18 protein-coding genes, 3 tRNA genes and 1 pseudogene are annotated in these 18,175 nt (G+C 70.8%); 15 read left to right on the forward strand and 7 right to left on the reverse strand.

Annotated features, from left to right (window positions below; all coding sequences use genetic code 11):
- Positions 1-209: 209 nt before the first annotated feature.
- The gene (locus tag CA984_RS31550) at positions 210-2,189 is read right to left on the reverse strand and encodes a M3 family metallopeptidase (protein WP_086577132.1); all 1,980 of its coding nucleotides are present in this window, start codon (positions 2,187-2,189) and stop codon (positions 210-212) included.
- Between the two features lie 174 nt (positions 2,190-2,363).
- On the opposite strand from CA984_RS31550, the gene CA984_RS31555 reads away from it, so the two are divergent.
- The 4 genes from CA984_RS31555 (at position 2,364) to CA984_RS31570 (ending at position 3,766) form a co-directional block, all read left to right on the forward strand.
- Positions 2,364-2,435, forward strand: a tRNA-Gln gene (locus tag CA984_RS31555).
- A gap of 62 nt (positions 2,436-2,497) precedes the next feature.
- Positions 2,498-2,573, forward strand: a tRNA-Glu gene (locus tag CA984_RS31560).
- Positions 2,574-2,588: 15 nt separating this feature from the next.
- A tRNA-Glu gene (locus CA984_RS31565) sits at positions 2,589-2,661 on the forward strand.
- Positions 2,662-2,800: 139 nt separating this feature from the next.
- Entirely contained in the window at positions 2,801-3,766 is a 966-nt protein-coding gene (locus CA984_RS31570; RefSeq protein ID WP_086577133.1) for a TlpA disulfide reductase family protein, read from the forward strand.
- 190 nt (positions 3,767-3,956) lie between these two features.
- On the opposite strand, the gene CA984_RS31575 is transcribed toward CA984_RS31570, so the two are convergent.
- Positions 3,957-5,690 (reverse strand): hypothetical protein, encoded by a 1,734-nt coding sequence (locus CA984_RS31575; protein WP_086577134.1) that lies wholly within the window; start codon positions 5,688-5,690, stop codon positions 3,957-3,959.
- Positions 5,691-5,741: 51 nt separating this feature from the next.
- Positions 5,742-6,458, reverse strand: coding sequence for an IclR family transcriptional regulator (locus CA984_RS31580; protein ID WP_031158580.1), 717 nt, complete (start codon positions 6,456-6,458; stop codon positions 5,742-5,744).
- Positions 6,459-6,528: 70 nt separating this feature from the next.
- On the opposite strand from CA984_RS31580, the gene leuC reads away from it, so the two are divergent.
- The 4 genes from leuC (at position 6,529) to CA984_RS31600 (ending at position 9,182) form a co-directional block, all read left to right on the forward strand.
- On the forward strand, positions 6,529-7,908 hold the full coding sequence (gene leuC, locus CA984_RS31585; protein ID WP_086577135.1) for a 3-isopropylmalate dehydratase large subunit: 1,380 nt from the start codon (positions 6,529-6,531) through the stop codon (positions 7,906-7,908).
- 12 nt (positions 7,909-7,920) lie between these two features.
- On the forward strand, positions 7,921-8,508 hold the full coding sequence (gene leuD, locus CA984_RS31590) for a 3-isopropylmalate dehydratase small subunit (RefSeq protein WP_086577136.1): 588 nt from the start codon (positions 7,921-7,923) through the stop codon (positions 8,506-8,508).
- Entirely contained in the window at positions 8,487-8,741 is a 255-nt protein-coding gene (locus CA984_RS31595) for an SCO5555 family protein (protein WP_086577137.1), read from the forward strand. Before leuD ends, CA984_RS31595 begins: the two co-directional genes overlap by 22 nt.
- 141 nt (positions 8,742-8,882) lie before the next feature.
- The gene (locus CA984_RS31600) at positions 8,883-9,182 is read left to right on the forward strand and encodes an HU family DNA-binding protein (RefSeq protein ID WP_012894400.1); all 300 of its coding nucleotides are present in this window, start codon (positions 8,883-8,885) and stop codon (positions 9,180-9,182) included.
- Between the two features lie 51 nt (positions 9,183-9,233).
- Here CA984_RS31600 and CA984_RS31605 read toward each other — a convergent pair whose 3' ends face one another.
- Entirely contained in the window at positions 9,234-9,455 is a 222-nt protein-coding gene (locus CA984_RS31605) for a hypothetical protein (RefSeq protein WP_086577138.1), read from the reverse strand.
- A gap of 67 nt (positions 9,456-9,522) precedes the next feature.
- Between CA984_RS31605 and CA984_RS31610 the strand changes: the two genes are divergently transcribed.
- The gene (locus CA984_RS31610) at positions 9,523-10,749 is read left to right on the forward strand and encodes an MFS transporter (RefSeq protein WP_086577139.1); all 1,227 of its coding nucleotides are present in this window, start codon (positions 9,523-9,525) and stop codon (positions 10,747-10,749) included.
- Positions 10,750-10,864: 115 nt separating this feature from the next.
- On the opposite strand, the gene cofC is transcribed toward CA984_RS31610, so the two are convergent.
- Positions 10,865-11,533, reverse strand: coding sequence for a 2-phospho-L-lactate guanylyltransferase (gene cofC, locus CA984_RS31615; protein ID WP_086577140.1), 669 nt, complete (start codon positions 11,531-11,533; stop codon positions 10,865-10,867).
- 67 nt (positions 11,534-11,600) lie between these two features.
- Between cofC and CA984_RS31620 the strand changes: the two genes are divergently transcribed.
- From CA984_RS31620 to CA984_RS31635, 4 genes are read left to right on the forward strand one after another with little or no spacing between them, the layout of a single operon-like run.
- The gene (locus CA984_RS31620) at positions 11,601-12,314 is read left to right on the forward strand and encodes a lysophospholipid acyltransferase family protein (protein WP_086577141.1); all 714 of its coding nucleotides are present in this window, start codon (positions 11,601-11,603) and stop codon (positions 12,312-12,314) included.
- Positions 12,315-12,334: 20 nt separating this feature from the next.
- Positions 12,335-13,345 carry an NAD(P)H-dependent glycerol-3-phosphate dehydrogenase gene (locus CA984_RS31625; RefSeq protein WP_086577142.1) on the forward strand — a complete coding sequence of 337 codons (1,011 nt, stop codon included), beginning with the start codon at positions 12,335-12,337 and terminating at the stop codon, positions 13,343-13,345.
- Positions 13,342-14,562 carry a trans-sulfuration enzyme family protein gene (locus CA984_RS31630; RefSeq protein WP_086577143.1) on the forward strand — a complete coding sequence of 407 codons (1,221 nt, stop codon included), beginning with the start codon at positions 13,342-13,344 and terminating at the stop codon, positions 14,560-14,562. Before CA984_RS31625 ends, CA984_RS31630 begins: the two co-directional genes overlap by 4 nt.
- A gap of 50 nt (positions 14,563-14,612) precedes the next feature.
- Entirely contained in the window at positions 14,613-15,722 is a 1,110-nt protein-coding gene (locus CA984_RS31635; protein ID WP_086577144.1) for a D-alanine--D-alanine ligase family protein, read from the forward strand.
- On the opposite strand, the gene CA984_RS31640 is transcribed toward CA984_RS31635, so the two are convergent.
- Positions 15,714-16,151: a DUF3515 domain-containing protein gene (locus CA984_RS31640; protein ID WP_012894392.1), complete on the reverse strand. Its 438-nt coding sequence runs from the start codon at positions 16,149-16,151 to the stop codon at positions 15,714-15,716. The genes CA984_RS31635 and CA984_RS31640 overlap by 9 nt on opposite strands.
- Before the next feature lie 17 nt (positions 16,152-16,168).
- A complete protein-coding gene (locus CA984_RS31645) occupies positions 16,169-16,402 on the reverse strand; it encodes an Lrp/AsnC family transcriptional regulator (RefSeq protein ID WP_031158603.1) in 234 nt (77 codons plus the stop codon).
- Positions 16,403-16,453: 51 nt separating this feature from the next.
- Here CA984_RS31645 and CA984_RS31650 point away from each other — a divergent pair, with 51 nt between their 5' ends.
- Together CA984_RS31650 and CA984_RS31655 are read left to right on the forward strand one after the other, a co-directional pair.
- Positions 16,454-17,410 carry a thiamine-phosphate kinase gene (locus CA984_RS31650; protein WP_086577145.1) on the forward strand — a complete coding sequence of 319 codons (957 nt, stop codon included), beginning with the start codon at positions 16,454-16,456 and terminating at the stop codon, positions 17,408-17,410.
- Positions 17,411-17,690: 280 nt separating this feature from the next.
- Positions 17,691-18,175, forward strand: a pseudogene (locus CA984_RS31655) (hypothetical protein); the annotation flags it as partial.

The raw sequence follows: 18,175 nt of genomic DNA on the forward strand, positions 1-18,175 counted from the left end.
GGGCTGGGACGTCGGTCCCCGGGCGGGCAGGCCGGTTCCGGGGGCCTGTGGCCGGCCCCCCGGCGGGCGCCGGTCCAGGAGTGCGGGCCGGGTGCCTGGCGGGCCGCCAGGCCGTTCTGGAGGGCGGCCCGGCGGGCGGATGCCCGTCGGTGGCGGCCCGGAGCCCCCGGCCGGGGTGGAGCCGTCTCAGCCCCGGCCAGGGGGAGGGGTCAGGTCAGCAGGCCGCGGCGCTCCAGCAGGGGCTCGATGCGCGGGTCGCGGCCGCGGAAGTTGCGGAAGGCGGCCATCACGTCCATGGAGCCGCCGACCGACAGCAGGGCGGACCGGAAGTGGTCGCCGTTGCCGCGCTTGAGGCCGTCGTTCTCCTTGAACCACTCGACGCTCTCGGCGTCCAGCACCTCGCTCCAGATGTAGGAGTAGTAGCCGGCGCTGTAGCCGCCCGTGCCGCTGGAGAAGATGTGGGCGAAGTAGTTGGTCCGGTAGCGCGTGCGGACCAGGTCGAAGGCGATCCCCGCGCGCTCCAGGGCCGCGGCCTCGAACGCCTCGGCGTCCTCGACGGTCTCGCCGGGGGCCAGCTTGTGCCAGGCCCAGTCGAGCAGCGCAGCGGCGAGATACTCCACGGTCGCGAAGCCCTGGTTGAACTTCTCGGCCGCCTTCATCTTCTCCAGCAGCTCCGCCGGAACCGGCTCCCCGGTCTCGTGGTGCCTGGCGAAGTTGGCGAGGACCGACGGCCAGGTCGCCCACATCTCGTTGACCTGCGAGGGGTACTCCACGAAGTCGCGCGGCACCTCGGTGCCGGAGACCCGGGGGAAGCGGACGTCGGAGAACAGCCCGTGCAGGGCGTGGCCGAACTCGTGGAAGGCGGTGTTGACCTCGTCGAAGGTCAGGAGGGTCGGGCCCTCGGCGGGCTTGGTGACGTTGAGGTTGTTCATCACCACGGGCAGCTCGCCGAACAGGTGCGACTGGTCCACGAGGTTGTTCATCCACGCGCCGCCGCGCTTGGTCGGCCGGGCGTAGGGGTCGAACACGAACAGGCCGAGCTGCGAGCCGTCCGCGTTGAACACCTCGAAGACCCGTACGTCCGGGTGGTAGCCGGCCAGGTCGTCCCGGTCGGCGAAGGTGATCCCGTACAGCTCGCCGGCGGCGTGGAAGACGCCGTCCCGCAGCACCCGGTCCAGCTCGAAGTAGGGGCGCAGCTCGGAGCCGTCGAAGTCGTAGCGCGCCTTGCGCACCTTCTCCGCGTAGAACGACCAGTCCCACGCCTCGATGGGGAAGCCGGCCTGCTCGCTCAGCAGCTCGGCCTCGCGGCGGGCGTTGGCCACCGCCGGGCCCACCAGCTTGCCGAGCATCTCCTCGACGGCGTCGGTGGTCTTGGCCGTCTGGTCGGCGACGGAGTAGGCGGCGTGAGTGGGGTAGCCGAGCAGGGCGGCCCGCTCGGCGCGGAGCGTCGCCAGCCTGACGGCCAGGTCGAAGTTCTCCGGCGCCCGGTTCACCGACAGCTCGTACAGCTTCCTGCGGGTCTGCCGGTCGGTCAGCTCGGCCAGGGCGGGCTGGTTGGTGAAGTTGAGCAGCGGCAGGACGTACTTGCCGTCCTTCTCGATCGCCTTGATCGCGCTCTCGGAGAGCCCGTCGAGCTCCTTGACGTCCTCGACGACCAGCGCGGAGCCGGTGGAGGCCCTCAGCAGGTTCTGCGAGAAGGTGGTGGCGACCTTGGTCAGCTCCTCGTTGAGCTCCTTGAGCCGCTCCTGGTCGGCCTCGGACAGGTCGGCGCCGGCCCGGACGAAGTCCACGCGGTACTTCTCCAGCAGCCACGCCTCCTCCGGGTCCTCGGTGGCGACCTGCTTGATCCGCTCGTAGAGGGCGCGGTTGAGGTGGATGGCGTCGCCGTGCTTGGTCAGCTTGGGGAGGATCTCGGTCTCGATCTCCCGGATGCCGTCGGTGGCGTCGGAGGAGGCGATGCTCATGAACACCGTCGCCGTCCGTTTCAGGATCTGGCCCGAGCGTTCCAGGGCCTCGACCGTGTTGGCGAACGTCGCCGGGCCGGGGTCGCCGGCGATCGCCTCGACCTCCCGCAGATGGTCGGTCATGCCTCGCTCGAACGCGGGCAGGTAGTGCTCCTCCCGGATCTCGGCGAAGTTCGGCAACTTGTAGGGCAACGTGCTGGGGGAGAAGAACGGGTTCTCAGCCAAGGCTCGGGCTCCTCACATGCGGACGGATCTCCGAAAGCAGCGTTACATAACGGACCCTCGGGTGCACTCCGCCGCCAGGGGGATCCGGTCGCCGCCAATCGTTTTGGCCTTGACCCCCAACCTGGGCTATTCTTTCGGAGTCGCCAAAGAGCCCCGCAAGGGGGTCAAGCGCGGTGGGGTATGGTGTAATTGGCAACACGGCTGATTCTGGTTCAGTTGTTCTAGGTTCGAGTCCTGGTACCCCAGCTGCATCTCTTTCAAGAGATGCTGCGGATTCGGTTCCCCCCGAATCCGACGACAGTGTGTAGGGTCCCGTCGTCTAGTGGCCCAGGACGCCGCCCTCTCAAGGCGGTAGCGCCGGTTCGAATCCGGTCGGGACTACCACTGTCATCTCTGCAAGGCTCCGTCGTCTAGTGGCCTAGGACGCCGCCCTCTCAAGGCGGTAGCGCCGGTTCGAATCCGGTCGGGGCTACATGGGTGAAACCCCCGGAAGCACAGGCTTCCGGGGGTTTTCTGCTTCTTCGGGCCGCATCTTTCCGGGACCGCCCCTTGCTTGGATAGTTACACTGTCCAATAATTGGAGAGCAACACTATCCAACAGGGGGCTGAAGATGATCACCTTGCTCGCCGACGGGCACGAAGAGAAGATCGACGGATTGGTCGTGCCGCACGGGGTGCCGATCCTCGGCTGGGAGCGCAAGCCGCACGGCTGGTGCCGGGGAGACGCGTGCATCCCGTCGTTCCGCGCCGCCGCGGCCGAGACCGAGGAGGGCGTGGACCTGGTGAGGTTCGCCGGGCTGCTCGGCAGGCAGGTGGTGGCCGACCCGGACGAGGACGTGGTGGCGGTCGGCGAGCCGGACGCGCCCGCCCTCGGCCGGGCCCCGGAGTTCGGGCCGCTCGCCGGCCTGCGCGGCACCAAGGTCGCGCTGGTCTTCTGGGCCTCCTGGTGCGGCTGCCGCTACGACCTGCCCGCATGGGAGGCCCTGCACCGGGAGCTCGGAGGGCACGGGTTCAGCGTGGTCAGCGTCTCTCTCGACCGCGACCCGCAGGACGCGCGGGAGTGGCTCGCGGACGTCACCCACCCGGCCGTGATCGACGCGGACGGACGGATCGCCGAGCTCTACAACGTGATCAACGTGCCGACCGTGGTCTGGATCGACGAGGAGGGCCGGATCGCCCGGCCGCAGGACACCATGACCGCCACCGACACCTTCCGGTCGATGAACGGCCTGTCCTCCGAGCGGGCCACCGCGGCCCTGCGCAGGTGGGTGATCGACGGCGACTCCGGGACGGCCCTCCGGGAACTGCGCGCCCCCACCGGCGACGAGCGCCTGGCCCGGCTGCACGGACGGCTGGCGGCGTGGCTGTTCCGCGACGGCCGCAGGGCGGCCGCCGAGCGGCATCTCGCCCGGGCCGCCGAGCTGGCCCCGCACGACCTGGCCATCCGCCGCGGCCTGATGCCGCTCAACGGGGTGGACCCGTTCGGCGAGGAGTACTTCAAGCTCCGTCAGGAGCTGGAGGACAGCGGTGTCGCGATCTACCGCCCGCTGTCCGACTGGCATGAGGACACCCGCTGAACGACCTGCCGGTACGGCAGGCGCAGCCGGTCGCCCTCCAGCCGGCCCCCAGTGGTCGTGAGCTGGGGACCTCGCGGTCTTGGGCCGTGGACGCCGTGGTCGTGAGACGCGCGGGGCGGTCCGTGCCCCGCGCGTCCTCACCCACCCGTCAGTTGTCGTGAGACGTGCGGGGCGGTCGGTGCCCCGCGCGTCAGTTGTGGGTGGAGCGGGCCTTGAACAGGGCCCGCTTGGCGGCCTTGCCCACCTGCTTGTCCGGGTGGGCCTTGCCGATCGCCTCCAGCAGCTCCTCCAGATGCGGGTGCGGCACCTTCCAGATCACATCGAGCAGGTTGACCAGGTTCGGAACGTTGCCGATGTCGTCGAGGCTGCTGACGAACTCCGGCCGGCCGAGACCGGCGGAGATGGTCAGCATGTCGAGGATCAGCCAGTGGGTGTCGGCCTGGGTGGGCGGGGGAGCGTCGTCGACGCCGAGCTGGGCCAGGTGGGTGGCCGCGTAGGGGCGCAGGGACGGCTCGTCCAGGGCGTCCTGCCAGGCGGGCACGGCCACCTCGCCGAGCGAGCCGACCATGCTGGCCGCCTGGACCCGGACCAGGGCGTCCGCGTCGTCCTCGGCCGCGGCCTCCAGCAGCTCCTTGGCGGCCCGGTCGGGCTCGCGCAGCTCCATCCAGGCGGCGAACTCGGCGTCCGCCTCCTCCTCGGGCAGCTCCGCGCTGAAGGAGAGCAGGTCCAGGGCCGTCATCGCGTCGATGGCGGGCCGGGCGTCCAGCTCGATGTCGGCGTCGTCGGTCAGGTGGACCACGCCCTCCATGCCGAGCGGTGTCAGCCGTACCTGGTCGTGCTCGACCTCGACCATGCCGTAGCCGGCCAGCCAGTCGAGCACGGGGTTGAGCGGGTCGCCGTACTGCGCGGTGGCGGCGGCCCAGGCCTCTGCGCCCCGCTCGTCGTATTCGGCGGCGGCCTCCGCCAGCTCGGTGCGGAGCTCGGCCAGCGGCTTGGAGCCGGTGGCCAGGAGCACCCGGACCAGCAGCGCCCGGGTCAGCCCCGACAGGGCGATCGTGGCCTCCTCGTCCTCGAGCTCCGGATCGCCGTAGTCGATCGAGTGCAGGCCGGCCATCCAGACGTCGAGGGCGTCGTCGTCCTCCTCGAAGGGCCAGTCGGCGGTGTCGGCGTCGGCGCTGACGGTGTCCTCGCCCTCGGGCTGGAGGAAGTCCAGATCGATCGCGAGGTTCCAGATGTTCCAGAGCGCGGGCACGGAGTCGGCCAGCGCCTTGCCGCCCGGCGCGGGCGCGGGCAGTCCCAGAGCGGCCAGGGCCTCGGTGATCTCGGCGTCGGTCAGCAGGCTCGTCTCGCCCACCCGGCGCTCGGAGCCGACCCAGACCGCGAGGTCGCGGGCCTTGGTGATCAGGGTCGCCTCCCGGGTCGCCGCGGCCAGCTCGGCGTCGGGGCGGAGCCGGATCGTCGGCAGCTCGGCGAGCTCGTCCGCGAACGGCTCGAAGTCACCCAGCCCCTCGTCCTCCTCGTCGTCCTCGTATTCGTCCTGGTCGACGACGATGTCCTCCATCGCGTCGACGAAGTCGTCCTCGAGGTCGTCGAGCTCGGCGAGCAGCTCCTTGAGCGAGGAGGAGCCCTTGGCCAGCCGGTCCGTCTCCGACAGGAACGTCAGATAGGCGCGGACCGCGGGCACCATGCCGTCGGCGGCGGCGTCCGGGTCCTCCACCACCTGTGGCATCCGGTCGAGGAGCACCGTGCGCAGATCGGCCCGCTTCCACCGACCGACGTCGTCGGAGGCGATCAGCCGGTGCCACAGGACCACCGAGCCGACCAGGTTGGAGTCGCTGCCGGGTGCGTTCTCGCGCGCCCAGAGGATGAATTCTTGGAGCAGGGGACGCAGTTCAGCCGCGGCTGCCTCGATGCGATCTGTCACCTCCCCAGCCTAGGGGGCCGCAAGGGTGCTCGCCTCCCCATATCGCACGGTTCAGTTGGCCCGTCGCATCGTCTCGGTGATCCGCTCGGCGGCGGTGACCACGGGGGCGGCGTGCAGCCTGCCCGGAGTGCGGGTGAGGCGCTCGATCGGACCGGAGACCGAGACCGCGGCGACGACCTTGCCGCCCGAGCCCCGGATCGGCGCTGAGACACTGGCCACACCCTGCTCGCGCTCGCCGACGCTGTGCGCCCAGCCCCTGCGCCGGACGCTCGCCAGCGTGGCCGCGGTGAACTTGGCCCCGCGCAGTCCCCGGTGGAGGCGGTCCGGCTCCTCCCAGGCCAGCAGGATCTGCGCCGCCGATCCGGCGAGCATCGGCAGGGCGGCGCCGACCGGGACGGTGTCGCGCAGCCCGCTGGAACGCTCGGCGGCCGCCACGCACACCCGCTCGTCCCCCTGCCGCCGGTAAAGTTGCGCACTTTCTCCCGTAAGGTCCCGAAGCTGGATCAGCACCGGCGAGGCGACGGCCAGCAATCTGTCCTCTCCGGCCGCGGTGGACAACTCCGACAGGCGCGGGCCCAGCACGAATCGGCCCTGCGTGTCGCGGGAGACGATGCGGTGGTGCTCCAGCGCGACGGCGAGCCGGTGGGCGGTGGGGCGTGCCAGACCGGTGGCCTGGACGAGCTGCGCGAGGGACGCCGGACCGGCTTCAAGGGCATTGAGCACGAGCACGGCCTTGTCGAGTACGCCGACTCCGCTAGAGTTGTCCATACACCGATACTGCCGTCTCGACATATGAGAAAGCAAGTGGGGTGCGGAATAGCGATCGCAAGGAGGCGACATGGGCCGCACGCTGGCGGAGAAGGTCTGGGAGCAGCACGTCGTGCGACGTGCCGACGGAGAACCCGATCTGCTCTACATCGACCTGCACCTCATCCATGAGGTGACCAGCCCGCAGGCGTTCGACGGCCTGCGCATGGCGGGACGCCCCGTCCGGCGACCCGAACTCACGATCGCCACCGAGGACCACAACGTCCCGACCCTGCTCGGTCCGATCAAGGACCCGGTGTCGCGCACCCAGGTCGAGACGCTGCGCAAGAACTGCGCCGAGTTCGGCGTCCGGCTGCACCCGATGGGCGACGCGGGCCAGGGCGTCGTGCACATCATCGGGCCGCAGTTCGGCCTCACCCAGCCGGGCATGACGATCGTCTGTGGCGATTCTCACACCTCCACCCACGGCGCCTTCGGGGGCATCGCCTTCGGCATCGGCACCTCCGAGGTGGAGCACGTGCTGGCCACCCAGACGCTGCCCGCCTACCGGCCCAAGACGATGGCCATCGAGGTCTCCGGCGAGCTGCCGGCCGGTGTCACGGCCAAGGACCTGATCCTGGCGATCATCGCCAAGATCGGCACCGGTGGAGGCCAGGGCTACATCGTCGAATACCGCGGCGAGGCCGTCCGCAAGCTCTCCATGGAGGGCCGGATGACCGTCTGCAACATGTCCATCGAGGCGGGCGCCCGGGCGGGCATGATCGCTCCGGACGAGACCACGTTCGACTACCTCAAGGGCCGCCCCCACGCGCCGGCCGGCGCCGACTGGGACGCCGCGGTCGAATACTGGAAGTCCCTGACGACCGACGAGGACGCCGTCTTCGACACGGTCGTGGAGATCGACGCCACGACCCTGACCCCGTTCGTCACCTGGGGCACGAACCCGGGCCAGGGCGCTCCGCTGGGGGCGGCGGTGCCGGCCCCGCAGGACACCGACGACCCGGCCGCGGCCGAGCGCGCGCTGGAGTACATGGGCCTGACCGCGGGCACCCCGCTCCGCGACGTCGCGGTGGACACGGTCTTCGTCGGCTCCTGCACCAACGGGCGCCTGGAGGACCTGCGGGCCGTGGCGGAGGTGCTGCGCGGCCGCCAGGTCGTCACCCGCACGCTCATCGTCCCGGGCTCGATGCTGGTCAAGCTCCAGGCCGAGCAGGAGGGGCTGCACGAGGTGTTCAAGGCCGCGGGCGCCGAGTGGCGCGAGGCGGGCTGCTCGATGTGCCTGGGCATGAACCCCGACACGCTCGCCCCCGGCGAGCGCAGCGCGTCGACCTCCAACCGCAACTTCGAGGGACGTCAGGGCAAGGGCGGCCGTACCCACCTGGTCTCCCCGCAGGTCGCCGCCGCGACCGCCGTCACCGGCAAACTGACCGCGCCCGCCGACCTGGTCTAGGAGATCCCGATCATGGAAGCTTTCACCACCCACACCGGCCGGGCCGTGCCGCTGCGCCGCAGCAACGTGGACACCGACCAGATCATCCCGGCGGTCTGGCTCAAGCAGGTCAGCCGGACCGGATTCGAGAAGGGCCTGTTCTCGGCCTGGCGCGAGGACCCGGCCTTCGTCCTGAACGACCCCGTCCACGAGGGCGCCTCGATCCTCGTCTCCGGACCCGACTTCGGCACCGGCTCCTCGCGCGAGCACGCCGTCTGGGCCCTGCAGCAGTACGGCTTCCGCGTCGTGATCGCGGCCCGTTTCGGCGATATCTTCCGTAATAATTCCACCAAGATGGGCTTGCTGCCCGTTGTCCTGCCGGCCGACGTCGTCGAGGCCCTGCAGTCGGCCGTGGAGGCCGATCCCACTCTGGAAATCACGGTTGACCTGGGGGAACGCCAGGTTCGCTGGGGCGGGGAGATCGCCGGATTCGAGATCGACGACTACACGCGCTGGCGGCTGATGGAAGGGCTGGACGACATCGGGCTGACCCTGCGTAATGCCGATGCCGTCGCGGTGTACGAGAATGGGCGGCAGCCATGGCTGCCGACGACCGTCTGACGCGTTCAGAAGACGAGCTGGCGTGGCGGCTGCGCGACGCGCACCGCCGCGTCCGCGTGCTGCCCGTGCCCCTCGCGCAGAAGGAGCGCCTGAGCAGGCGCCTGCTCTCCATCTGTGATGTCGCCAAGCGTGATCTCAGCCATGCAGCGGGGCGTCTTGATTTATTCCTTCTAGACCTTGATGCTCTGGTTTCAGATACGCCGAGTGCTGGAAACATTGCGGAAGGTGATTGAGTCGCAAGGCTCCGTCCCTTAATTTCAAGCGGGCAAGGGGTTTCTCGTTCTGTTGAGACCCCGTGCCGTGACAAATCGGGTGAGACGGGTTTTCTGCCTCATGACCCACTCCCAGACATCGGTAACAGGGGGAGCAACTTTATGAACAAGAAGGAACTCGTCGACGCGATCGCGGATCGGGTGGGCGACAAGAAGACAGCCACCGAGGCCGTGAACGCGGTGCTCGACGCCATTCAGAAAGCTGTCGCCAGCGGGGACAAGGTCTCGATCACGGGCTTCGGCGCCTTCGAGATGGTGCACAAGCCCGCTCGCACGGCTCGGAACCCTTCGACCGGCGCCGAGATCAAGGTCGCCGAGAGCTGGGGGCCGAAGTTCCGGCCCGGATCGGACTTCAAGGAGCTCGTCAACGTGGAGGGAAAGAAGGCCGCGAAGAAAAAGTAGGGCTCCGCATGGGCGGCCCGGATTCCCGGTGAGGGGATCCGGGCGTCCGGCTTATCCGGGCCCGTCGGCCTGACCCGGTACCGGGAAGGTCGAGAGCGTGATGTAGGTGACCTGGCCGCCGTCGAGGGTGATGTTCACCCGCTGGCCCGGGCGGAGCAGCCGCAGCGGCCCGGCGTCGAAGGCCGCGCCGCCGTACGGGACCTCGGTCCCGTCGTCCAGGAACACCGTCCCCGACCTGGTCGCCGGGTCAAAGATCCGCACCGTCGCCTGCACCCGATCAGCGTAGCCCTTCGGAAAAGGCTTTGACCCGTCCCGTGCGGGACCGCCACGATCCCTGTTCATGCACACCGTGGACGGCGGCGCCGGCATGTGGCGGGACCGGTCGTTCCGGCTCTTCCTGGGAGCCGACGCGATCAGCCAGTTCGGGACCCAGATCACGATCGTCGCCCTGCCGCTGGTGGCGGTGCTCACCCTCGACGCGAGCTTCTTCCAGATCGGCGTGCTGACCGCGGCCGAGCTGGCCGCCTTCCTGCTCGTCGGGCTGCCCGTGGGCGTGTGGGTGGACCGGCTCCGCCGCCGCCCGATCCTGATCTGGAGCGACCTGATGCGCGGCGTCGCGCTGCTGTCCGTCCCGTTCGCGGTCGCCCTGGACGCGCTGACCCTGCCCCACCTCTACGCGGTCGCGCTGCTCATGGGCCTCGGCGCGGTCTTCTTCGACGTCGCGCACATGAGTTTCCTGCCCTCGCTGGTCGGCAAGGACGACCTGCTCACGGGGAACGGCGTCCTGGAGACGCTGCGCAACACCGCGGTGCTGTCGGGCCCGGCGCTGGGCGGGTGGCTGGTGCACGCGGTCACCGCGCCGATCGCCCTGCTCGCCGACGCGATCAGTTACCTGGTCTCGGCGCTGCTGCTCGGCGGGGTCCGCGCGGAGGAGACGGTCGCGCCGGCCGTGGAGCGCCGCAGGTTCAGGGAGGAGATCGGCGAGGGGCTCCGCTACGTCGCGGGAGAGCCGGTCCTCCGGCGCATCGCCATGCTCGGCGCGCTCACCATGCTGTCCAACGGCGTCTGGGCCGTCGCCCAGCCGATCTTCATGGTCAGGGTCCTCCACGTGAACCCGGTGGTCTACGGCCTGCTGCTGTCCGGCGGCGCCGTCGGCTCACTGGCCGGGGCGGCGCTGGCCCCACGCGCCGCGGCCCGTTTCGGAGCGGGCCGGGCCATGTACGGCGGAGCCGCCCTGGCCGCACTGGCCATCCTGATCGCGCCGATGGCCGCCGAGGGGCCGCTGCTGGTGCTGTTCCCGCTCGGCTGCGCGCTGAGCGGCGTGGGCGGCGCGGTGTTCGGCATCAACCAGCTCAGCTACCGCCAGCGGATCACGCCGGAGCACCTGCTCGGCCGGATGAACGCCAGCATGCGATTCCTGATGTGGGGCGCGGCGCCGATCGGCGGCCTGCTCGGCGGGGTGCTGGGGGAGTGGTCCGGCGCGCACGCCACCATCTGGATCGGCGCGGCCGGCCTCGCCGTCGCCCACCTCCCGGTTCTGACCTACCGGAGGATCCTGAGCCTCTAGCCTCCCCGGCGACGGGGGCCGGGCGCGGATGACGATCTCCATGACCGGATTGGACCGGACCGGACCGGCCGTCGCCGGACTCGGGGAGGCGCGCGCGGGGCACTGGCCGCCGGTGTCACGGAGAGGGGGACCCCCCTCGGATCCTCTCCACCATCGCCAGCGTGCGGGGGCCCAGCCCGAGGGCCAGGGCCGCCCGCAGGTCGTCGGGGGTGTCCACGTCCCTGCGGACCGAGTCGATCCCGTCCAGGCAGATCTCCTTCGCGCCACGCCGCAGGTGGCGGTCGCGTGACTCGCCGCCGAACCCCGGGGTGAACGGGACGCCGGGCCGCACGCCGTAGAAGGTCGTGCCGACGTCGGCGGCGTCCGGCAGGAACGCCTGCTCGAACTCCGCGGCCGCGGTCWGCACGAGCGCCAGCTCCGCCGGGCGGAGGGCGGGCAGGTCGGCCTGGAGCGCGCCGACGGCGTCGCCGGGCGCCAGCCGTACCGCCTCCTGCGCTCCGCGCCGCAGCGCCGCGTTCAGCCCCGCCTCCGGGTCGCCGACCACGTGGGCGCCCACCCCGCCGAGCGCCCGGGCCGCCAGGGGGTCGCCCGTCACCACCACGATCCGCGCGACGATCACGCAGCTCAGCGCGGCTTCGACGGTGTCGCAGGCGATCGCCACGGCGAGCGCGGCCCGGTGCGGGCCCGCCGCCTCCGACAACCGTGTCTTGGCGGCGACCAATGTCTTGACGGGGACGACGAGGGTCCAGCCGGAGCTCTCCGAAGCAGGCATAGCCTTAAGCATCCCGTCTCGACATCCCACAGAGTCAACCGGGACACTTAGGGCGCATCGCGCTTACATGGAGGAGCTCATGAGACGCCCTGGATGGCCTTCCCGGTTCTGGGTCGCCGTGGCGGTCGCGATCGTCAAGCCGACGGCGTGGCTCCTGGTCACGAAGGACTGGCGCCGGGCCGACCGCCTGCCCCGGTCCGGCGGGATCATCCTGGTGACCAACCACCTCTCCTGGCTGGACCCCATCCTGCTGTCGCACTACCTCTACAGCAACGGACGCTGGCCGACGATCCTGGCCAAGGCGGGGCTCTTCTCCGTGCCGGTGCTCGGGCACATGGTGAGGTCGCTGATGGCCATCCCGGTCTACCGGGGGAGCGCCGAGGCGATCCGCTCGCTCAGGGAGGCCGAGCGGAGGCTCGCCGACGGGGCGTGCGTGCTGTTCTACCCCGAGGGCACCTGCACCCGCGACCCCCGCTTCTGGCCCATGGAGGGCAAGACCGGGGCGGCCCGGCTGGCCCTGGCCACCGGCGCGCCGGTGATCCCGGTGGCGCACTGGGGCGCGCAGGAGATCCTCCCCTACGGGAGCAAGAAGCCCCGGCTCCTGCCCCGCAAGACCTTCAGCGTGCTGACCGGGCCGCCGGTCGACCTGTCGAAGTACGAGGGGCAGGAGCTCCACGCCGACGTCCTGCGCGAGGCGACCGTCGACATCATGGCGGCGATCACCGCCCTGCTCGCTGAGTTACGCGATGAGAAGGCGCCCGATGCGCCGTTCAAGAAACCTTCTGACAACTGACTTCGGCGTACGGTGATGAAATGACCAAGGCGGCTGTATTCGGCACGGGATCGTGGGGCACCACCTTTGCGATGATCATGGCAGGGGCGGGCACGCAGACGACACTGTGGGGCAGGCGCCCGGAGATAGTGGAGGCGATCGACCGCCGCCACGAGAACCCCGACTACCTGCCCGGCGCGACGCTGCCGGAGACCCTGCGGGCCACGACCGACCCCGCCGAGGCGCTCGACGGCGCCGACTTCGTGGTGCTGGCGGTCCCCTCCCAGACCCTGCGGTCCAACCTGATCGGCTGGAAACCGCACCTGCCGTCCGGTGCGGTGCTGGTCAGCCTGATGAAGGGCATCGAGCTGGGCACCACCAAGCGGATGAGCGAGGTGATCTGCGAGGTCGCGGAGGTGCCCCAGGAGCGGGTCGCGGTGGTGTCGGGCCCCAACCTGGTGGGTGAGATCGTCCGGGGCCAGCCCGCCGCGACCGTGGTCGCCTGCACCGACGAGCGGGCCATGGAACGGCTCCAGGAGGCCTGCCACCTGCCGCCGTGGTTCCGCCCCTACACCAACCCCGACGTGGTGGGGGTGGAGCTCGGCGGGGCGGTCAAGAACGTGATCGCCCTGGCGGTCGGCGTCGCGGCCGGGATGGGGCTCGGCGACAACGTCGGGGCGATGCTGATGACGCGCGGGCTGGCCGAGATCTCCCGGCTGGGCGCGGTGCTCGGCGCGGACCCGCACACCTTCGCCGGCCTCGCCGGGATGGGTGATCTCATAGCGACCTGCACCTCCCCATTGTCCCGGAACCGTACCTTCGGTAAGAATCTTGGTCAGGGCATGACTCTGGCCGAGGTCATCGCCGCGACGAAGCAGACCGCCGAGGGCGTCAAGTCCTGCGAGTCGGTCCTGGAACTGGCCAGAAAGCACGATGTGGAGATGCCGATCACCGAGGTGGTGGTGGCCGTCGTCCATGACGGAATGCCCCCCAGCGAGGCCGCCATGCTGCTGATGTCGCGCACCCCCAAGCCCGAACGGTACGGCGTGTGAACCGACGCGCCCGCAGGAGGCAGGGCGAGAACACCCGGTCGGTGCACCTGCCCGCCCCGCAGACGCCGCGGCAGGCCCCCCTCGGCCTCCCGGTGTGGCGCAGCTCCGCGTGGAGCTCCGCCGACTCCGCCGGGCACGCCGAGGTCTTCGACGCCAAGAGCTCCGCCCACGGCCGGATCGAGAACCCCACCACCGCCGCCTTCGCCGCGGCGGTGGCCTCGCTGGAGGGCGCCGCGGCGCCCGAGGACGTCGCCGGGCAGGCGTTCGCGTCGGGGATGGCCGCGGTCAGCGCGGTCCTGATGACGTTCCTGCGGGCGGGCGCGCACATCGTGGCCCCGACCCCGCTGTACGGCGCGACGCGCTCGCTGATCACCAACGTGCTGTCCCGGTTCGGGGTCGAGGCCGGATTCGTGAACTACGGCGACCTCGCCCGGGTGCAGGCGGCGATCCGGCCCACCACGAAGATCATCTATGCCGAGACGCTGTCCAATCCCACGACGGCCGTCTCCGACATCCGCGGCCTCTACCGGATCGCCCGCCGGGCCGGAGCGCTGCTGGTGGTCGACTCCACCTTCGCCACCCCGGTCGTGTGCCGTCCCCTCGAACACGGCGCCGACATGGTGATCCACTCCGCGGCCCGCTACCTCGGCGGTCACGACGACTGCGCGGGCGGTGTCGTGGTCGGCCGGCCCGACCTGATCGCCCAGCTCCGGAAGGTCAGCGTCGACACCGGGGGCACGCTCTCCCCGGACGACGCGTTCCTGCTCCGCCGGGGGCTGGAGACCCTGCCGCTGCGGGTGCGCCGGATGTGCGCCACCGCGATGGTGTTCGCCGCGGCCGTGGCCAAGCACCCCGCCGTCCGCCGGGTCGACTACCCCGGCCTGCCCGGTCACCCCGGCCACCAGCTCGCCAGGCACCTGTTCGACTCCGGCCCCGAGGGCACCAGGTACGGCGCCTGCGTGACGATCACCCCGCGAGGCGGCTACGGGGCGGGCATGGCGCTGACCGACGCCCTCAAGCTCGCCTCGATCGCCACCTCCGCCGGCGGCACCCGCACCAAGGTCACGCACCTGGCCTCGGCCGGTCACGGCCGGCCCGGTGACGCCTCCGGGATCGACGCGGCGGCCGTCCGCTTCTCCATCGGCCTGGAGGACGCCGAGGATCTCATCGTGGACGTGACCCAGGCTCTCGACTCTCTTCCCGAATCGGCCGGATAGGCGCGTCTGACAGCCGGATTGACCCCCCAGAGAGGGTAGATTCGGTCATCATGAGCGAGCAGCACGAAACCCGACCGAGGGTCGCAATCGTCTTCGGTGGCCGTAACTCCGAGCACGCCGTCTCCATCCTTGGAGCCGGAAGCGTGCTGGGGGCCATCGACCGGTCCAAGTACGAGGTGATCCCCATCGGGATCGCCCAGGACGGACGGTGGGTGCTCGCCTCGGGCGACCAGCGTTACGCGATCGAGGGTGACGAGCTGCCGTCCGTCGACGTCCAGGGCACGGGCCTGGCGCTGCCGTCCGGCGACGGCTCGCTGGTGGCCTACGACGCCGGCAGCATCCCGGTCGAGCTCGGCCAGGTGGACGTGGTCTTCCCCGTGATGCACGGGCCGTTCGCCGAGGACGGCACGATCCAGGGCCTGCTGGAGATGGCCGGGGTCCGCTACGTCGGCTCCGGGGTGCTGGCCAGCGCGGTCGGCATGGACAAGGCCTACATGAAGATGGTCCTCGCCGCCTCGGGCCTGCCCGTCGGCCCCTACGTGGTGATCCGTGACCGCGACTGGCGGACCGACCGCGACCGGGTCCTCAAGGAGGTCCAGGAGCTCGGCTGGCCGGTCTTCGTCAAGCCGGCCCGGGCCGGGTCGAGCCAGGGCATCTCCAAGGCCCACGACCTGGAGGAGCTGGAGGCGGCCGTCGGGTTCGCCCGCGAGCACGACCCCAAGGTGCTGGTCGAGGCCGCGATCGCAGGCCGCGAGATCGAGTGCGCGGTGCTGGAGTCCCTGGGCGACGAGGCCGCGCGGGCCAGCGTGCCCGGCGAGGTGCTGGTCCATGGCGACCACGAGTTCTTCGACTTCGAGGCCAAATACATCGGCGACGACATGTCCCTGTCCGTGCCCGCCGACATCCCCGCCGACGTGACCGAGAACCTGCGGGCGATGGCCGTCCGCGCGTTCGAGGCACTGGGCTGCGAGGGCCTGTCCCGGGTCGACTTCTTCTACACCGCCGACGGCCGGCTGATCCTCAACGAGATCAACACGATGCCCGGCTTCACCGCGATGTCGGTCGCGCCGCAGCTGTGGGGCGCCACCGGGCTGTCCTACGCCGAGCTGGTCGAGCGGCTGATCCAGCTGGCGCTGCACCGCTCGCCCGGCCTACGGTAGCGCCGCCTTGATCGGGGCCGCGAGATCGACGAGGACGTTCTCCGGGGTGTGCTGCCGGGAGATCGTCACCTCCACGTAGGCCTCCCTGCCGACCGAGGTGAACAGCAGCGGCCTGGCGGGGTCGGAGAACCAGGCCACCCCGTCGATCTCGGGCACCTGGTCGGTGGCGGCCATCGTCGCCGGGCGCGGAACCCCGCAGCGCAGCGCGATCCCGGCCTCCCCCCACACCGCGACGTACGGCGACGCCGGGGTGGTCTCCACCCGGGCGACGCCGTCGAGCCGCTGTGGGAGCCGCTCGCCGAGTGTCCTGCACGCGGCGGCGGCCGCCCCCTCCGGGGTGGGTGGATCCACCCGGACCGTACTACTGCATCCCGCCAGGATCAGCAGGGCACAGGCGTACCCCGTCCAACGAGCGAACCGGAGTGACATCACATGTTCCTGAAGAATCAGATATGGACGATGGGACACGTAAGAGTACGTGTGATCCCCGCGACCGCCTGAATCTGAGCCACGACAAGCTTGCCCAGCTCATCCACGTTCCGTGCCTCGGCGCGGACGATCACGTCGTAGGGGCCGGTGACGTCCTCGGCCTGCGTGACGCCGGAGATCCCGGAGATCTCCCCGGCCACGTTCGCCGCCTTGCCGACCTCGGTCTGGATAAGGATGTAGGCCTGCACCATAACGTCCTCCCGGGCGATTGGATCAGTGCCGAAGGGCCACCGTACCCTGTGATGAACGGGAGGTGTGTCATCACAGTCGGAGATCTCGGCGAATTCGGAGTTGTTGCACGTATTACTGGACGCTTGCCCCAAGGCGGGGCGGTATTGCTCGGTCCCGGGGACGATGCCGCTGTGGTGAGCGCTCCTGATGGCCGGGTCGTCGTGACGACTGACTTATTGATCGAGGGTAGGCACTTTCGTCGCGATTGGTCCAGTGGGTATGACATCGGTCGTAAAGCCGCAGCGCAGAATCTGTCCGACGTCGTGGCCATGGGGGCAGATCCCACCGGCATCGTGGTCGGTCTCGGCCTGCCCCCCGAGGCGGCCACCGACTGGCTGGACGATCTCACCGACGGCTTCCGCGACGAGTGCGACCTCGTCGGCGCCAGTGTGGTGGGCGGCGACATCACCCGCTGCGACCTGGTGGTGATCGCTGTCACCGCCATGGGAGACCTGGGCGGGCGCGAGCCGGTCACGCGTTCGGGGGCGCGTCCGGGCGACGCGGTGGCGGTGGCCGGGCGGCTCGGGCACGCCGCCGCCGGGCTCGCGCTGCTGCACGGCGGCCGGACGGAACCGGCGGAGCTGGTCGACGCCCACCGCCGCCCGGAGCCGCCCTACGCCCGCGGACCGGAGGCGGCCACGCTCGGCGCGACCTCGATGCTCGACGTCAGCGACGGCCTGTTCCAGGACCTGGGGCACGTCGCGAAGGCCAGCCGGACCGGCATCGCGTTGGACCCGGGGGCCTTCGCCGTCCATCCCCTGCTGGAGGAGGCCGCCCGGCTCCTCGGCGCCGACCCGCTGGAGTGGATGCTCTCCGGAGGGGACGACCACGCCCTCGCCGCGACCTTCCCGGCGGGGGTACGGCTCCCGCCGGCGTGGACCGTGGTCGGCCAGGTGATCGACGGCGAGGGCGTGCAGGTCACGGGCCGGCCGATGGGCCGCGGCGGCTGGGACCACTTCTCGAAGTGACGTTTCCCACTCATGTGACATCAGTGAAATTTGCGACAAACGGTTATTAAACTGGTATGAAGATGGGCGGCCGAAACTCCCTAGAGAAAGGGGCAACATGGGCCGCCACGGTGGACATGAACAAGACGCCCCCCGCAGCCGGGGGAAACGCGAACCGGAGCCCGACCATCGCGACGAGCCGATCGGGCGCCGGCTCCGTCCCGAGGAGTCGGCGGTAACCGAACCCCGCACCGGATTCCTGGGGTCGGGGTGGTCAGATCCGTCTGATCTGACCGACCCGGTGTGGCCCGACGAGAAGCGCAGGCCCGGCAGGCGGATCAGAACCGTGCTGCTGGCCGTCGCGGCCGTGGCCGTGGTGCTCGGCGGGACCGTGGCCGGCGTCCAGGTGCTGGGCAGCCCGGCGGGGTCGAGCGCCGACTGCCCGCCCGGCGGGTGCGCGGCGGAGACGCCGGGCGGATCGGATTCCTACCCGACCGGCCTGACCGACCCGGAAGACYAGACCGGGGAGCCCACGCCGAGCGGGGAGCCCGAGCAGGCGGAGAAGGACAGGGCCACCCCCGTCCCCACGCCGGCGGTCACCCGTCAGCAGACCCGCCGCACCTCCGCCGCCCCCACGCCGACGCCGACGGCCACGCGCGCCCCCCGGCGCACCGAGCAGGCGCGGCCCACCCGGGAGCCGGAGCCGAGCACGACCCGCGAGTCGCTCATCACCGACACCGGGACGCAGGGTCCGACGCCCCCCCAGACCACCACCCAGCCCCCGGC

Origin of the sequence: Streptosporangium minutum (assembly GCF_002149035.1) — a bacterium.
GTDB lineage: Bacteria > Actinomycetota > Actinomycetes > Streptosporangiales > Streptosporangiaceae > Streptosporangium > Streptosporangium minutum.

What these genes read in the sequence shown, in the direction of transcription:
- CA984_RS31570 (WP_086577133.1), top strand. Translation starts at nt 2,801, where the DNA reads ATGATCACCTTGCTCGCCGACGGGCACGAAGAGAAGATCGACGGATTG.
- CA984_RS31580 (WP_031158580.1), bottom strand. Translation starts at nt 6,458, where the DNA reads ATGGACAACTCTAGCGGAGTCGGCGTACTCGACAAGGCCGTGCTCGTG.
- leuC (WP_086577135.1), top strand. Translation starts at nt 6,529, where the DNA reads ATGGGCCGCACGCTGGCGGAGAAGGTCTGGGAGCAGCACGTCGTGCGA.
- leuD (WP_086577136.1), top strand. Translation starts at nt 7,921, where the DNA reads ATGGAAGCTTTCACCACCCACACCGGCCGGGCCGTGCCGCTGCGCCGC.
- CA984_RS31595 (WP_086577137.1), top strand. Translation starts at nt 8,487, where the DNA reads ATGGCTGCCGACGACCGTCTGACGCGTTCAGAAGACGAGCTGGCGTGG.
- CA984_RS31600 (WP_012894400.1), top strand. Translation starts at nt 8,883, where the DNA reads ATGAACAAGAAGGAACTCGTCGACGCGATCGCGGATCGGGTGGGCGAC.
- CA984_RS31610 (WP_086577139.1), top strand. Translation starts at nt 9,523, where the DNA reads ATGCACACCGTGGACGGCGGCGCCGGCATGTGGCGGGACCGGTCGTTC.
- CA984_RS31620 (WP_086577141.1), top strand. Translation starts at nt 11,601, where the DNA reads ATGAGACGCCCTGGATGGCCTTCCCGGTTCTGGGTCGCCGTGGCGGTC.
- CA984_RS31625 (WP_086577142.1), top strand. Translation starts at nt 12,335, where the DNA reads ATGACCAAGGCGGCTGTATTCGGCACGGGATCGTGGGGCACCACCTTT.
- CA984_RS31635 (WP_086577144.1), top strand. Translation starts at nt 14,613, where the DNA reads ATGAGCGAGCAGCACGAAACCCGACCGAGGGTCGCAATCGTCTTCGGT.
- CA984_RS31640 (WP_012894392.1), bottom strand. Translation starts at nt 16,151, where the DNA reads ATGTCACTCCGGTTCGCTCGTTGGACGGGGTACGCCTGTGCCCTGCTG.
- CA984_RS31645 (WP_031158603.1), bottom strand. Translation starts at nt 16,402, where the DNA reads ATGGTGCAGGCCTACATCCTTATCCAGACCGAGGTCGGCAAGGCGGCG.
- CA984_RS31650 (WP_086577145.1), top strand. Translation starts at nt 16,454, where the DNA reads ATGAACGGGAGGTGTGTCATCACAGTCGGAGATCTCGGCGAATTCGGA.